Below are 15,672 nucleotides of genomic sequence, written 5' to 3'. Positions count from 1 at the left end.
CTTCCGTCAGAGGCCCGCGAGGCGCCTGATGACCAATGCCCGCGCGCGCTGCATGAGACTCGGCGGGCCGAACGTGAGCGGGTCGATCCCCGTCGGCGCGTTCGTCAGGATCCGGTAGCCATCGGCGGTGACGAGCACGGTGTCCGAGTGCCGGTACCCGCCAACCCCACGCACGTAGATGCCGGGCTCGATGGAGATGAGCATGTTCTTCTCCAACCGGTGGTCGCTGCCCTGGGCGAGCCACGGCGGTTCGTGGTTGCCCAGGCCGAATCCGTGCCCGGTGCGGTGCAGCCGCTGATCCGGGTCGCCGAATCCTTCCCGGGTCAGGAAGTCATGGACGGCACTGTCGATGTCGGCCGCGAGAACGCCTGGACGGACCCGCTCGAAGGCGATCCGCCGCGCCTCCATCATCAGCGCGAAGAGCCGGCGCTGCTCCGCCGTGGGACGGGTGGTGAAGAAGGTGCGCTCGCACTCGGCCGCGTAACCATTGACGCGGGTCAGGACCAGCGCGACGTGCGGCCCCTCACCGAGCGTCATCGTGGCCGCGGGCACCGAGTGCGGTTCGCTGCTCAGCGGAGCCGGCCACGGCGCCGCGAGGACGTTCGTGGCGAGCGCGTCGAAGTGCTCTTCCTCCTGGATGATCTTCCGCCTCAACGTGGTCGTCGTCATGTAACCCTCGACGACGGTCGCGCCCTGGTAGGCCGAGCGCAGAATCTGCTCGACGCCCCACACGGCATAGGAGGCGGCTCGTTCGATCCGGGCCACCTCGAAGTCTGACTTGACCATGCGGATGGGCTCGAGCAACTCCAGGGGATGCCCACCCGCGGTGACCAGCAGTGCCGCCCTGGAATGCGGTGTGCTCGGCTCGAACGCGAAGCCCGGCCTCATGAGCTCCCCGAGTGCGTCCTGCCATCCCTGGCCCGCGGGGGCCGGGAACTCGGGGTACGAGAGGACTTCCTGGGTGCTCGGCCCCCACCCCTTCCGCATGTGCTCCCGCTCCAGCAGCGGCACGAGCAGGCTGCGCTTGCCCCGGGCAACGTCGACGACCAGGAAGAACGGACGCTCGATGGGCTCGGCGGTGGCGCCGGTGAGATAGAAGATGCTCTCGGTCGAGGTGAGCACCAACTGCTCGACGCCACGCTCCTTCATCGCGGCGGCCAGCAGGTCCTGCCGCCGCTGGAACTCCGCGCTGTCAGCAGCCGAGTAGATCCGCTCCACGAGTCACGCTCCCTGCCAGTTCACTCCACGCAGTACCGTATCCGCGCGGAGTGCACGGCGGCCAGGGTAGGACGGAAGACGCCCCTCCGGCGTGACCACGCACGAGGGCGGGGCGTGCGCTCACTCGGACACGATGGCGTCGGCTTCGATTTCCACGAGCATGGCCGGGTCGATGAGGCTCTTCACCTCCACCATGCTGGTGGCGGGACGGATGGTGCCGAAGACCTCGCCATGGGCCCGGCCCACCTCGTCCCAGCGGGAGATGTCCGTCACGTACATCCGGGTGCGCACCACGTGCTCCATCCGGGCACCCATGGCCTCGAGCGCCTTCTGGATGTTTCGCAGCGCCTGGACGGTCTGGGCGTAGGCGTCTCCCTGGCCCACCAGGTTGCCGGAGGCATCCGTGGCGGTGGTGCCGGAGACGGAGATGAAGGGGCCCACGCGCACGGCGCGGGAGTAGCCCACGCGCGGCTCCCAGGTGGTTCCAGTCGAGTAGGTATTGCGTTGCATGGTGGCTCTCCAGGACGGAGGGGGGAACAGGCCCCACCCTAGCCCCCTCCCAGCGAGAACGGGGGCATACATGGCGTGAGGGGAGGGGCCCGCCCGCCTGGAGGTACCCCGGCGGGGCGACTCAAGCGAAGGGAACCCCGCGAAAAAACACACGCCCCGTGATAGTTGCCTCCCTCATGGCATCTGAGCTCGACCAGGAGGTCGCCCGTCGGCGCACCTTCGCGATCATCTCCCACCCCGACGCGGGTAAGACGACCCTCACCGAGAAGCTGCTGCTCTACGGTGGCGCCATCCACCTGGCCGGTAGCGTGAAGGCCCGCCGTGCGAGCCGCCACGCGACGAGCGACTGGATGGAACTGGAGAAGGAGCGCGGCATCTCCGTGACCTCCTCGGTGCTCCAGTTCCCCTACCGGGGCCATGCGGTGAACCTGCTGGACACCCCGGGCCACCAGGACTTCTCCGAGGACACCTACCGCACGCTGGCGGCGGCGGACTCGGCGGTGATGCTCATCGACGCGGCCAAGGGCGTCGAGCCGCAGACCAAGAAGCTCTTCAAGGTGTGCCGCATGCGCGGCATCCCCATCTTCACCTTCGTCAACAAGCTGGACCGCTGGGGTCGCTCGCCGCTGGAGCTCATGGACGACCTGGAGCAGGTGCTGGGCATCCGCGCCTACCCGATGAACTGGCCCATTGGCATGGGGCCGGAGTTCCGGGGCGTGTATGACCGGCAGAGCAAGGTGGTGCACGTCTTCTCCGCCGCGGGCCGTCACGGCGAATCCGAGGTGGAGGAGCGCTCCGTGTCCATCGACTCGGACGACATCCTCTCCGTGTTGACCGAGCGTGAGCTGGCCACGCTCAAGGAAGAGATCGAGCTCTTGGACATCGGCGGGGACGAGTTCACCCGGGAGAAGGTGGCCATGGGTCAACTGACGCCGATGTTCTTCGGCAGCGCGATGACGAACTTCGGGGTGCGGCCGTTCCTGGACCACTTCCTGGAGCTGGCGCCGGCGCCCACGTCGCGTCCGACGAAGGACGGGCCGCGCGAGCCCACGTATCCGAAGTTCGCGGGCTTCGTGTTCAAGATTCAAGCGAACATGGACCCGGCGCACCGCGACCGCATCGCGTTCCTGCGTGTGGTGTCGGGCCGGTACACGAAGGGGATGAGCGCGTTCCACTCGCGGCTGGGCAAGGAGGTGCGCCTGGCCAAGCCGAGCCAGTTCCTGGCGGCGGAGCGCACGGCCATCGAGGACGCGTGGCCGGGGGACGTGATTGGCCTCTTCGACCCGGGGATGTTCCGCATCGGGGACACGCTGGCCGAGGGTGAGGATCTGCTCTTCGAGAGCGTGCCGCGCTTCAGCCCGGAGTACTTCGCCATCGTCCGCTCGAAGGACCCGCTGCGGCGCAAGCAGATGGAGAAGGGCCTGGAGCAGCTCTCCGAGGAGGGCACGGTGCAGATCTTCCAGCAGCTCGGGATGGGGATGAAGGATCCCATCGTGGGCGTGGTGGGAGCGCTGCAGTTCGAGGTGCTCCAGTACCGGGTGGAGCACGAGTACGGCGCGCGCATCATGCTGGACCGGCTGCCCTTCAGCCACGCGCGGTGGGTGGTGGGGCCGAACTTCGATCCGAAGAGCTTCGACTGGGAGGGCAACCGGCAGACGGTGCAGGACCGTGACGGGCTGCCGCTGGTGCTGTTCCGGGACGACTGGGCGCTGCAGCACGCCGAGGAGAAGCACCCGGAGTTGAAGTTCCTCTCGGCGGCGCCGCAGCTGCGCCAGCTCGCCTCGACGGGCTCGTAGCCTCGCGAGGGGCGTGTCATGCCCACGGAACGGAGGCCGCCTTCTCCTCGGCCAGGGCCCGCTCCAGGCTGCGCCGCAGCCGAGAGCGCATGATGTTGGGCAGTTGCTCCGCGCGCCGCAGGGCTTCGGTCAGCAGCCGTATCGCCTGCTGGCGCTCGCCCCGCCTCAGCCGGGCCAGGGCCTGCACTTCCAGCACCTCCAGGGGCTCCTGCTCCATGGAGTAGGTGTCCGAGCGCTCCTGCAGCTCCCTCCACTCCTCGGCCCGGGCCGGGCGTGTGGCCAGCTCCACCAGCGAGAATTGGACGGACTCGGAGGGGCTGAGCTCCACCCCCGGCCGCTCCATCAGGGCCTGGCGCAGCAGCCGCAGCGACTGACGTGCCCGCACCTCGTGCCCCTGGTAGGCCAACACCCTCGCCTGTAACAGCAGGCCCCACGGTCGCGAGGCCACTTCCGGGTGGTTGCGCTCCAGCTCCACCGCTCGGGCGATGTGGGGCTCGGCCTTCTGGATATCCCCCTCCTGGTAGTACAGCTCGCCCAGGTTGTGCTCGGCGAAGTACTCCCAGCCCACCATGCCCAGCTCGCGTCCCAACCGCATGAAGCACTGTTGATCCTCCCGGGCCCGTGCCGGCTCGTTGCGCGCCACCCAGAGGTTGCGGCGGTTGTTGAGGGCGCTGCCCAGGTGCAGCCTGTCGCCGCGTTCGGTGCAGGCGGCGATGCACTCCTCCATCACGCGATGGGTCTCGTCGATGCACCCGAGGTTGGGGAGGATGACTCCGAGCAGAAGCAGGGAGATGACGAGGGTCTCGTGGCCCGCGTCTCCCTGGGGGCGGGCCAGGAGCGCGGCGGCCTCGAGCTGGACGCGGGCCTCCGCCCACTGGCCCTGGCGGAAGTGGATGAGGCCCATGCCCAGAGACAGGCGCGCCCGCAGGCGGGACGTGTCCAACTGGTGGGTGCGGGTCAGTTCCACGGCCTGATGGATGCGCTCCGCGGCACGCACGTAGTCATTGGTCCAGTCCAGGGCGGTGGCCTCGTCCAGCAGCACCTCCACCTCGTCGAGGGGTTGGCCGAGCCTCCGGGCCAGCTCGCGGGCGTGGGCGAAGTCGGCCAGCGAGTCCTCGTAGCGGCCCACCCGGTAGCGCATCAGCCCGCGGCCGCGCAACACGATGAGACAGCGCGGGGCGTCCGTGTCCGGCAGCAGCTCCAGGGCGCGGCTGTAGGTGGCCTCGGCCTCCAGGTAGGCGTGGCGGCCACGGGCCGACTCGGCCAGGTCGAGGTAGAGGACGGAGGCCTCCTCGCGCAGGCCGGCGGCGGCGGCATGGTAGGCCAGCTGGGGGAGTCGCGGGCGCCCGAGCAGCCCCAGGTAGTAGCGGTGCGCGGCACGGTGCAGCTGTCTGCGCTGGAGCTCGGACAGGCCGCGGGCCACCACCTCCCGCATCAGCTCGTTGCGGAAGCACAGGCAGTCGGGTGATGGGGCCACCAGCAGGCCCAGCTCCACCAGCCGGCGGGAGGCATGGCGCGCATCCAGGGGGAAGTCGGCCGCGGCCCCCTCGCGCACCAACTCGTCCACCACGCCCTCCACCTCCTCGAGGGTGAAGTCGCCGCCGAGCAGGGCGCACAGGCGGGCATGGGCGGTCAGCTCGGCGGGCAGGGCCCTGAGCTCCTGGTGGGTCAACCACTCCACCAGGTGCAGCTCCGGCATCCGCTCCACCTCGTCCGTGGCCAGGTACCAGCTCCCTGCCGGGCGCTGGCGTACCAGGCCCAGGCGCTTGAGGCCGCGCACCAGCTCGATGAGGAAGAGGGGCACGCGCTGGGCGCGCTCGGCCAGCCGCTCCAGGGCCTCGGTGGGCACATTCTCCGCGGGGAGGAGCGCGGTGCGGCACAGCTCCACGGCATTGGCCGGGGACAGAGGGCCGAGCCGCAGGAGGGGGTGGTGGGTGGCGCGGCGGGCCCAGTGCGGGCGGCCCTCCTCGAAGCCGGGGCGGGCCAGCACGCACACCCACAGGGGCAGGGCGGTGCCGGCGCGGGTGGCGTACTCGAGCGCGTCCAGGGCCGCGTCCTCGGCGAAGTGGGCGTCGTCCAGCAGCAGCAGCAGGGGACGGGCGCGGGCGCTGGCGAGCAGCAGCTCGCCGGTGGCTCGCACCAGGAGGGAGCGCAGAGCACCGGGGGCGGCCGCGAAGGGCCGCAGCTCCTCACCGGTGGGCGAGTGTCCTCCCAGGCAGGAGTGCATCGCGGGCCACAGCTCGCGCGCCAGCTCCGGTCCCAGCAGCTCCTCGCCGCGCGCGCGCCATTCGGCCGGGCCTCCCGCGGGCTCCCCTCCCCACGCGCTCAGCACTCCCCGCAGCAGCTGGCGCAGGGTGCCCTGGGGTTCGCCCTGGGCCGGCGGGCGCGCGCGCAGTGTGGCCACCCTCGCCTCGGGGACGCGCTCGTGGAGGTACTGGAGGAGGGCGGAGGCCAGGTGACTCTTGCCCTGGCCCCGCTCCCCCAGCACGGTGGCGAGGGTGGCGGCCCGCTCCCGCACGGCTGAGCATGCGCCTCGCAGCAGCTCCTCCAGCTCCTGCAGCCGGCCCACCAGCACGCTGTGGTGGAAGTGCACCGTGGTGCTGGCATCCTGGTCGGCCGAGGGCGGGGCCCGGCGGAAGAGGCCCTCGCGCTCCGGGACAGGGACGTAGGCCCCCTCCGGCAGCAACGCCACCGAGGCCGCCGTCAGCAGCGGCGAGGCCGGGCCCTCCGGGGCGGGGTAGCGCGCCGGGTGGGCGAAGGTGGCGCTCAGGTAGCGCGGGGGTCCCTGGGGGCGGCGCAGCACCCTCACCGTGGCCACGTCCACCAGGGCGGTGGAGGCCAATCCCTCGGCGCACAGCCGCTCCGCGCACAGGCGGACCGCGCGGAGGGGATCCGCCGCGCTCTCCGGATCAAAGACAGCCGCGAAGCGGGTGCCGTCGTGGAAGCAGAGGTGTCCAGCGTCGAGGGCCAGGGCCTTCTGGAGGGTGAGGGGGTTGGCTCCGGAGCGCAGGTAGAGCAGGGCCACGGAGCGCAGCTCGACGGGAGCGGAAGAAGAGGGTGGACTGGGGGGCCGCTGAGGCGCGGCGGGCGCGAGCGCGGGCTGCTCCAGCGCTCGCCGCAGGGCCAGGCCCAGCTCCCTCGCGGAGGCGTAGCGGCGGGGGCGCTCCTTGTCCAGGCAGCGCAGCACCACCTCCTCGAGAGCGGCGGGCACCTCGGCCAACTCCGAGGGGCGGGGCGGGCGGCGCGAGAGGTGGGCCTGGAGGACGTCCACGGGGGCGCCGAAGAAGGGGGGCCGGCCGGTGAGCATCTCGTAGAGGAGCACGCCGGCGGCGTACACGTCTGTGCGCTCGTCCGGGAGGCCATCCCCCGCGCACTGCTCGGGCGCCATGTACTCGGCGGTCCCCGCGCAGTCGAGCCCCGCGCCGGGGGCCTCTCCGCGAGCGTCAGCGGACAGGCGCCGCGCCAGGCCGAAGTCGAAGAGGCCCACGAAGCACGCCACCTCGTCGAGGAAGAGGTTCTCCGGCTTGAGGTCGCAGTGGAGGAAGCCGCGGCGGTGGACGGTGGCGAGCGCCTCCACCAGCGCCATCCCGTAGCGGCCCGCCTCGGGTAGCGGGCCTGCCTGCCGTGCCATCCGGGCCGCCAGCGTCGGGTGGGGGATGAGTTGCATGACGAGGTAGGGGCGGCCCCCGGACAGCAGGCCCGTCTCGTACACCTCGGGCACGGTGGGCGGGCCGATGGCGCGCAGGGCCTCGGCCTCCGAGCCCAGGTCCCCTGCGCCCGGCGAGCTCGTGCCGTGGGCCAGCTTGATGGCGACGCGCAGGCCGTCGCTCTGGCGCCGGGCGGCCAGCAGTGTGCCGAAGCCCCCCCTGGCTATCGTGCGCTCCAGCGCATAGCCGGGGATGGCCAGTGCGGGCAGCGATGGCAGCGTCGTGGTGATGATCGCCTGGTCGGCGTGGCGGCCGTCGGGGCATTGGGGATGGGTGTTCTCCCAACGCCGTCCACAGCTCAGACAGCGCGGCATGTGAATATCCCCCAATCCCAGACACGGCACGTAGACCGACGGGCCCCGTCAGGGGCAGCGAACCATCAAGTGGGTTCGCTGCAGTCGGGGAACGTTATGAGAGCCTGGCCATGAGCTCAGGAGCAGGGACCACAGTCCTTGCAGTTGTCTGGCGTGGTTCCGGTGCCGCAGGATTCACTGATCTGACAGATGCCGTCACCGCAGTGGTAGATGTCTGCGTGCGTCAGCCGCGTCGTCATGGCCCGGTAGCTCTTCCCGTTGTACGTGCAGGTATAATAGTAATTGTGCTGGGGATCCGGAGCGCACATATCCGTGCACTTGCCCACGTGGTGGATGGGCGGGCACTTGTCGATGCCGCTCGGATTCGACATTTCCAGCCCACAGGCGCGCACGCTGCTGTCCGCACTGGAAAAGACGGCGTTGTTGCCAGCATAGGTGGCGTTCTCGGTGAAGAGATTGCCGAAGAAACAGGCTTCCTTCTCCGGGTAGAGCGTGAGCTCCTGGTTCACCATGGGAATGGGTGTTCCGGCGGCATCCAGCCCGAGGATGGAGATGTCCACCTGTACGCTAAATCTGTTGGCATGCGCAGCGAGACAGGCCGTGATGACCTGCTGTTCGATTTCCGTTGCCGGCTGGCCGCCGCTCCAACCCGGTGTCAGCCCCATGCTTCCATTCCAGGAATAAGTCAGGCGCGTCTTGGGATTCTTCCAGACGAGCTGCGCTCCCGCAGGCAGCGCGCACTTGACGATGTAGCGCATGAGCATGTCGGAGAGCGCGGTGTTCTGGTTGAACCATGTGTTGAATTTGCTGGTGCTCAGCCCGTTGGTACTGAGCCCGTTGGTGCTGAGCCCGTTCGTACTCAGCCCATTGGTGCTGAGCCCGTTCGTACTCAGCCCGTTGGTTTCCACGAGTGCTGCAGAGCCACTCATCGCTTTCTGCGGAGGTGGCTCGGACTCCGAGCCCGCGCAGCCGGACAGGATCAGCCCCACAATGAGAAAGCCGTGGTGTCTTTGCATGTCATCCTCCAGGCCATGACAAGGATGAACGAAACATGTTCATACAGCAAATGCGTCATTGGCGGATATTGCGGACTTTTTGTTCTTTGGTTGATTCATGACATCGGCCTGGAGCACATGGTGGGCATCATCTGGCCCCCGTCAGGGGCAGATGCCGCAGTCGGACGCGCAGCTGTTGTATCTCGTCCCGTTTCCATTCTTGGAGGTGTCACAGGACTCGGAGACCTGACACACCCCATCCCCACACCGGTAGATGTCCGCCGGGCGCAGCTTCGTGGTGAGGGGCTTGTAGGTCTTCCCCCCGTAGGTGCAGCTCGTGTAGAGGCCGGTGCTCCTGTCCAAAGTGCAGTTGGTCGCGCAGTTGCCGATATGGACGAGCGGAGGGCATTCCACGCTCGTCCCGGAGGCCTGCGATGAGAGGCCGCACGCCCGGGCGCTGCTCTCCGCCGGGGTCGTATTGGTGCGATCATTGCACGCGAAGGCGCCGTCCCCCGTGAAGAGGTTGCCGAAGAAGGCCGCCTCCGGTTCGGTGAAGGTGGTGGTCTCGGTGGCGTCCACAGGGAGGGCGGTGCCGCGTGCATTCCACCCCCGGACCGAGATCATCACATGCAGGCCGAACTTGTTGACGTGCGCCGCCAGGCAGGCCGAGAGGAGCTGCTGCTCGAGCGAGGAGATGCGCTTGCCGCTGGCCCAGTCGGGCGTGAGCCCCAGCCCGCCATTCCAGGTGTAGGTGGTGCCGGTGCTCGACGTGTAGGTGAGGCTGCGTCCCGCAGGGTATGCGCACGCCACCACGTAGCTCATCACCATGTTCGAGTATTCCGGTGCGTTGGAGTCGAACCATGTCTTGAACTTGGTGGTCGACAGGGCAAGGGTCGTCAATCCATTGGTGGAGAGGCCGTTGGTGGAGAGGCCGTTGGTGGAGAGCCCGTTGGTGGAGAGGCCATTGGGGCTCATTCCATTGGTGGTGCTCAAGGAGGAGTGCTCCGACACCAGCGCTTCTCCGGAAGGCGCCAAAGTGCCCTGCCCACAACCCGAAGCCAGCCACGACAGCCCCATGACACCAAGGAGAGAGAGGACCCCGTGTGCCCGGAGGCCCCGAAAAACAACCGGATGACCACCATGTGCGTCTGACATGCTGTCTTCCCTCCAGGGCAATGTCAGTCTCAAGTATGCATTTCAAGGATTTCTTTGAATGCGCTCTAACCTATGACTGCCTGCCAGCTCGGCATATCGCCCTGCAGGGGGGGAGATTCCCCAACGACCGCACACTCTCTGGCGGAGCGGGTGCCCGGGGATTGACTTCGGAAGGGGAGGGGGAGGCGTGCTGCGTCCCGCTGCGTGGTACCGGACAGAAGCCAGGGGGGCCCGTCTTCACCTGCCCCGCCGCCAGGGTACGCTTTCCTCATCAAGCACAGGGGTTCGGCCCCCGAGGCAGAGCTCCGGTGTCCTGGGGGGCAGGAAGATGCCAAGCGCCGAGCGGGCTCCGATTGGAAGAAGCGATGCGCCCTTTGAGCTGACCTTCCGCGCGCTGGCGGCGGGGGGGCTCATCGGTGCGGGGCTGGCCCTCTGCAATGTCTACATGGGGTTGAAGCTGGGCCTGTGGGAGAGCGGCGGCGTACTCGCCTCGCTGCTGGCCTTCAGTGGGATGAAGGCCCTGTCCACGAAGGGGGGGCCGGTGCCCTCCGCGCTGGAGACGAATCTGGCCCAGACGGCGGCGGCGGCGGCGGGGGCGATGCCGGCAGCGGCGGGGCTGATGGGGGCAATCCCCGCGCTGTCCCTCCTGGGGAGGCCCGTGCCGGGGTGGGCGGTGGGGCTGTGGGGCGTGGGATTGGGGGCGCTGGGGGTGCTGGTGGCCTTCGCGCTGCGCAGGCGGCTGCTGGAGGAGGAGGCGTTGCCCTTTCCCTCGGGAGCCGTCACCGCGGAGCTCGTCTCCACGCTGCATGCCGGCGGGGGGGCTCCCGCGATGCGGGCCGGGTGGCTGTGGGGCGCGAGCCTGGGCGGCATGGGGCTGACGTGGTTGAGGGAGGTGGGCAAGGTGTTCCCAGCGGTCTCGTTCTTCCCCGGGGCGCTCGGCGGGGTTCCGCTGGCGCGGCTCCAACTCGGGGTGGGCTGGAGCCCGATGCTGCTGGGCCTCGGCGTGCTGGTGGGGCCGCAGGTGGGGCTGAGCCTGCTGCTGGGGGCGCTGGTGGCCTGGGGCGTCCTGGCGCCCTGGTTGGTGCGGGAGGGGCGGGTGGCGTCGGACTCGTACGAGCTCCTCGTCGCCTGGCTCACCTGGCCCGGCGTGGGGCTGATGGTGGGCGCGTCGGTCGTCACGCTCGTGTCGTTGGGGCGCTCCCTGCCGAAGGTGGCCGCCGATCTGCTCCGGCTCGGGCATCAGCATGTGGCTCGGGGAGGGGCCGCGCGCGAGGGGTGGGTGCTGGCGTTGCCGCTGGCCGTCCTCCTGGTGCTGGGGGTGGGCTACACCGCGTTCGAGCTGCACCCGCTCGAGCTGTTGCTGGTGCTGCTGCTCCTCCTCCCGCTGTGCACCGTGGGCGCCCGCGCGGCGGGTCTGATGGACATGTCCCCGGTGGCCACGATGGGAGATCTGCAGCAGGTGGTCTTCGGCGCCGTGTCGCCAGGCCAGCCCGTGCTGGGCGTCGCCGCCGGCTCGGTGGCGGCGGGAGCCATGGCGCAAACGGGGGTGGCCCTCTGGTCGTTTCAGGCGGGCCGCCTGCTGAGGGCCAGCCCCTCCCGACAGCTTGGTGCTCAACTCGCCGGGGTGTTGCTCGGGGGGGCCGTCTCCGTCCCCACGTATTTCCTCCTGGTGGGGGCCCATGGCGCGGGCTCGCCCGAGCTGCCCGTTCCCTTCGCGCTCCAGTTCCGGGTGGTGGCCGAGGTGAGCGCACGGGGGCTGGCGGGGTTGCCTCCCTCCACCGTGCTGGCGGCGGGCCTGGGCGTGGCGGGGGGCCTTACGCTCTCATGGCTCTCCCAGGGCCGCCTGGCGCGCTTCGTCCCCTCGGCGACAGCCCTGGGCCTCGGCTTCCTCGTGCCGGCGCACTATGCGGTGACGCTCTGCCTGGGGGCGCTGCTGGCCGAGGGCATCCGCCGCGCGAGGCCCGGTGCCTCCTCCGTCCTCCAGGTGCTGGGGGCGGGGGCCATCGTCGGCGAGTCCCTCCTGGGCCTGCTTCTTCTCGTGCTGGGTCTGTTCGGCCTCATGGGCTGAGGGCCTGGTCGCCCCAGAAACGGAAGAGGGGGAACCCCCCGTGCGGGTGATTCCCCCTCCGACCGATGCGGCGCGGTGACTGTGGTTACTGAACCGACGCCAGCCGGTTCTTCATGGTGCCGAGCGCGGCCTTGTAGCTCTGGTTGAAGTTGAGGACCACGTTCGCCAGCTCCGTGGCGATGATGCCGCCCGGCGTGGCCATGCCTTCCTCGGACTCGCCGACCGCCACGTCACCCCACACGCGCGTCCCGTTCCGGTCGTACATGTTGATGAAGAACGCGGAGTACGCCTTGGCCTTGAAGCCGAGCGCATAGGGCTGCAGGCCCCAGCTCTCGTAGACGACCGCGACCGCGTCCACGCGGAGGTCCTCCGCCAGCTTCTTGGCGGCCTCGGGCGTGAGGGTGGCCTTCTCCACCGTATCCGCACCCGTTACGAACCGCATGCCCGGAGCGGTGTAGTAGCCCTCCAGCTCTGCCGTGCCCGCGGCGGTGTACGCGGGGTTGGCCTTCAGCTCCTCGAGGGGAACGACCTCGTAGCGGCCGCCGGAGAACTCCTTCACGAACGTCTTCACGTTCTCTTCCGCGGTCTGCGTCTTCGCCTCAGGGGCGTTCGCCGTCCCGAGCAGCAGGTGCGGGTTGATCGCATGCTGCACGACGGCAACGCGCTTCAACGACAGATACGCGTCCTTCTGGACGAAGAACGAGCCGCAACCGGTGGACGCACAGAGGACAGCGAGAGCAAGCGCTCCCTTCAGAATAGCCTGACGCATTGTTGGACTCCCCCTTGGGTGAAAGGAGCCCGAAGGCTCGGCTGGGTCGCCCCTGTGAGTCAATACCCCCCCTTCCCACATTGGCCAGATGCACGCGGCCTCTATGGGCTCGGGGCTCGAGTATCCACCTCTACTTCCGGTTGTATGACGCGCGCATCTCTCGCCATTTGCGCAGTAGTTGAGGAAGTTCGCTGCGGATGAACTCGAAGAAGCGGCGTGTCTCGTCGAGCCGGGCGCCCGTGGGAGTGTCCGCTCCGACCGCGGCGATTCCTTCCCGGAGTCCCTCGTCCCAACGCAGGAGCATCTCGTCGCGCCGGGTGATCGACTCGTACCACATGTCATTGTGGACCCTGTACCGGTCACGGCGCTCTCCCGGCTCGCGCTCGCGCGCCACCAGGCCCACCTGCATCAGGTACCGGACGGCAATGGAGATGGCCGCCGGGCTGACCTTCAACAGTTCGGCCAGCTCGCCGGCCGTGCTGCTGCTCTCCTCCGCGATGAGCAGGCCCGCGAAGACCCGGGCGGGCATCCGAGGGAATCCCGCCTCCGACAAGAGCAGGGCGAAGCGCTCGACGAACCGCCCCACCGCCGCCGCGTCACGCTCCGTGCGGTCAACCCGTCGCGTCTTCTTCGATTCTTTCGCCATCTGCCCCCCAGGCTAGCACGGGCCCACAAACTTTCGACACTTTACGAATTTATAAAATGTCTGTACGAATTGAAGCATGACAATGACGGTCTGCTTCTTTCGGGAGCTCTCGGCCGAGCAGGCGCCGCTCGCTGGTGGCAAGGGCCGGACGCTTGCTCAGCTCTATCGAGGGGGCCATCCGGTTCCGAATGGCTTCGTCATCCTGGCCAGCGCGTTCGAGGGCGACACGCTTGCGCCTCCGGCGTGGGAACAGGTCCGCGCCGCGTTGGCCCGGCTGCGGGCGGAGCAACCAGGGCGCTCGTTCGCGGTCCGCTCCTCGGCGCTGAGCGAGGACTCCGCGCAGGCCTCGTTCGCGGGAGAGTTCGAGACCGTGCTCGACGTGCGCGAGGACGACGCCGTGAGGCGCGCGATTGACACCGTTCGCAAGTCACGTCACGCGGGCCGCGTCGCGGCCTACAGCCAGGCCCAGGGGCTCGAGGCCGCTCACGAGGTCGCCGTCGTCGTCCAGGTGCTCGTGCCGGCCGACTTCGCGGGGGTGCTGTTCACCGCGGATCCGGTGACGGGCAGCCGCGCGACGATGGTTGGAAACTATGTGCGGGGCCTGGGCGAGCGCCTGGTCGCCGGTGACACGAACGCGCCGTCGTTCACGCTGCGCAGACCGGGGGGCGGCTATGCCGGGCCCGGGGAGATGCGCCGTCATGCACGGCAGTTGTATCGGCTCGCCGAGCGGCTGGAGCGTGAGCTTGGCACGCCACAGGATATCGAGTGGGCGCTTTCCGGCGGAAAGCTCGCGCTGCTGCAAGCGCGGCCCATCACCACCTTGCGTGGGCACAATCCGGCGACGGGCGAGTGGAACGACAGTCTGACTGGCGATTACCTGTGGACGAGCACGAACCTCGGTGAGGCCGTGCCCGGCGTGATGACGCCCTGCACCTGGTCGCTCCTCCAGGTGTTCATCGCCGAGACGTTGCCGCTCTTGTACGTCTGCGGCTTCCAGCCAGTCGGAAATATCGGCGGGCGCTTCTACATGAACCTGAGCGTGACATCGACGCTGGGCGCGGCGTTCGGCATCAGCCGGAAGCGGCTCGTCGAGACGAGCGAGGAGGCCTTCGGGAAGATTCCCGATGACTTGGAGATACCCCTGCTCCCGGTCTCACGCTGGAGCGTTCTGCGGGAGTTGCTGCCAGGCGTGCTGCGCCTCAAGAGCCGGCTGCGCACCAACCAGAAGCGGTTCCCCGAGTTCATCGCCACGGCGCCAGCACGCTGCGATGCGCTGCTCACCCGGATCCAGGTCACGTCCCGCGCGGCGGATTTGATCGCGCTATGGAGGGCCGAGCTGGCCCCGTTCTTCGTCGATTGCTGCCGCATGTTGGAGGCAGGCGCCCGGCGGGAGGGGAACCCCTCCGTTACGCTCCGGCGTGATTTGCGCAAGCTGGTGGGGGATGCCGATACCAACGCGCTGCTCTCGGGTCTGAGCTCCGGAGCGAACAAGCTCGCGAGTCTCGGGCCTCTCCTCGGGCTCTCGCAGTTGGCCCGCGGAGAGATCGACCGGGAGACCTATGCACGGCGCTACGGCCATCGCAGCCCGCATGAGTTCGAGGTCTCCATCGCCAGACCGGCCGAGGACCCGGAATGGATTGATCGGCAGCTCGCCGGTCTGCGCGATGCGCCGGTGGACGTGGACATGCTGCTCGCGCGCCAGAAGGAAGCGCACGAGGCGGCATGGGAGCGGTTCCGGCAACGCTACCCACGCCGGGTCGCGGAGCTCCGCCGCCGTCTCGACAAGGTGGCCGTGGCGGCGCATGCCCGCGAGGCCGCGCGTTCGGAGTTGATCCGCGTGTTCTGGCCGCTGCGCGTGTTCGTCCAACGTGCCGGTGCGCTCACCGGTCAGGGCGAGGCCCTCTTCTTTCTGTCCATCGATGAGATCCTCTCCGTCCTGGGAGGCGATGAGGCGCCCCTCGCCTTCGTCCCGGCTCGGCGTGAGACGCACGCGCGCCAGGCCGCGTTGCCTGTCTATCCAGCGCTGATCCGCGGGCGGTTCGACCCGTTCCAGTGGGCAGCGGACCCCCGGCGGCGCAGCGACAGGTTCGACGCGAATGGCGGGAGCACACCCGCCAGCGATGCCATCACCGGCTTCCCGGGCGCGGCCGGCGTCGTCGAGGGCCGTGCGCGGGTGCTCCTCGATGCCGACGAGGGCGAGCGGTTGCAGGCCGGGGAGATCCTCGTGACGAGCGTGACCAATGTCGGTTGGACGCCGCTGTTCCCGAAGGCGGCGGCGGTCGTCACCGACATCGGCGCACCGCTGTCGCACGCGGCGATCGTCGCCCGCGAGCTGGGCATCCCCGCCGTGGTCGGCTGTGGAAACGCGACGATGCGGCTGCGCACGGGCGACCTGGTACGGGTCAACGGTGGGCAGGGCACGGTGGAGGTGCTGCGGGCGGCGGAACCCTCGGAGCCCCTGGCGAGCACCGCGCAATAGCCAGGGGACCCGGCA

10 protein-coding genes are annotated in these 15,672 nt (G+C 69.3%); 3 read left to right on the top strand and 7 right to left on the bottom strand.

All coding sequences use genetic code 11. From position 1 onward, the window contains the following. Positions 1 to 6: 6 nt before the first annotated feature. Complete coding sequence (locus DAT35_RS10775) at positions 7 to 1,218, bottom strand: Xaa-Pro peptidase family protein (RefSeq protein ID WP_108066853.1); 1,212 nt, start codon at positions 1,216 to 1,218, stop codon at positions 7 to 9. A gap of 120 nt (positions 1,219 to 1,338) precedes the next feature. Next, the gene (locus DAT35_RS10770; protein WP_108066852.1) at positions 1,339 to 1,728 is read right to left on the bottom strand and encodes a RidA family protein; all 390 of its coding nucleotides are present in this window, start codon (positions 1,726 to 1,728) and stop codon (positions 1,339 to 1,341) included. A gap of 176 nt (positions 1,729 to 1,904) precedes the next feature. Here DAT35_RS10770 and DAT35_RS10765 point away from each other — a divergent pair, with 176 nt between their 5' ends. Then, positions 1,905 to 3,524, top strand: a complete 1,620-nt coding sequence (locus tag DAT35_RS10765) for a peptide chain release factor 3 (RefSeq protein ID WP_108066851.1) — start codon at positions 1,905 to 1,907, stop codon at positions 3,522 to 3,524. Between the two features lie 16 nt (positions 3,525 to 3,540). Here the strand turns inward: DAT35_RS10765 and DAT35_RS10760 are convergent, their stop codons facing one another. The 3 genes from DAT35_RS10760 to DAT35_RS10750 all read right to left on the bottom strand — a co-directional run bounded on the left by DAT35_RS10760 (position 3,541) and on the right by DAT35_RS10750 (position 9,533). Then, on the bottom strand, positions 3,541 to 7,545 hold the full coding sequence (locus tag DAT35_RS10760; RefSeq protein WP_108066850.1) for a serine/threonine-protein kinase PknK: 4,005 nt from the start codon (positions 7,543 to 7,545) through the stop codon (positions 3,541 to 3,543). A 116-nt stretch (positions 7,546 to 7,661) separates the two neighbouring features. Then, a complete protein-coding gene (locus DAT35_RS10755; protein WP_108066849.1) occupies positions 7,662 to 8,561 on the bottom strand; it encodes a hypothetical protein in 900 nt (299 codons plus the stop codon). Positions 8,562 to 8,702: 141 nt separating this feature from the next. Then, positions 8,703 to 9,533 (bottom strand): hypothetical protein, encoded by an 831-nt coding sequence (locus DAT35_RS10750; RefSeq protein ID WP_233261405.1) that lies wholly within the window; start codon positions 9,531 to 9,533, stop codon positions 8,703 to 8,705. A gap of 490 nt (positions 9,534 to 10,023) precedes the next feature. On the opposite strand from DAT35_RS10750, the gene DAT35_RS10745 reads away from it, so the two are divergent. Next, entirely contained in the window at positions 10,024 to 11,763 is a 1,740-nt protein-coding gene (locus DAT35_RS10745) for an OPT/YSL family transporter (protein WP_108066847.1), read from the top strand. Between the two features lie 85 nt (positions 11,764 to 11,848). Here DAT35_RS10745 and DAT35_RS10740 read toward each other — a convergent pair whose 3' ends face one another. After that, a complete protein-coding gene (locus tag DAT35_RS10740; protein ID WP_108066846.1) occupies positions 11,849 to 12,532 on the bottom strand; it encodes a hypothetical protein in 684 nt (227 codons plus the stop codon). A 130-nt stretch (positions 12,533 to 12,662) separates the two neighbouring features. Then, entirely contained in the window at positions 12,663 to 13,178 is a 516-nt protein-coding gene (locus DAT35_RS10735; RefSeq protein WP_108066845.1) for a GbsR/MarR family transcriptional regulator, read from the bottom strand. A gap of 76 nt (positions 13,179 to 13,254) precedes the next feature. Here DAT35_RS10735 and DAT35_RS10730 point away from each other — a divergent pair, with 76 nt between their 5' ends. After that, complete coding sequence (locus tag DAT35_RS10730) at positions 13,255 to 15,657, top strand: PEP/pyruvate-binding domain-containing protein (RefSeq protein WP_108066844.1); 2,403 nt, start codon at positions 13,255 to 13,257, stop codon at positions 15,655 to 15,657. Positions 15,658 to 15,672 lie beyond the last annotated feature (15 nt).

The organism is Vitiosangium sp. GDMCC 1.1324 (assembly GCF_003044305.1).
Taxonomy (GTDB): Bacteria; Myxococcota; Myxococcia; order Myxococcales; family Myxococcaceae; genus Archangium.
Note: the sequence above shows the minus strand (reverse complement) of the source record. Positions and strands in the feature narration are given on the sequence as shown.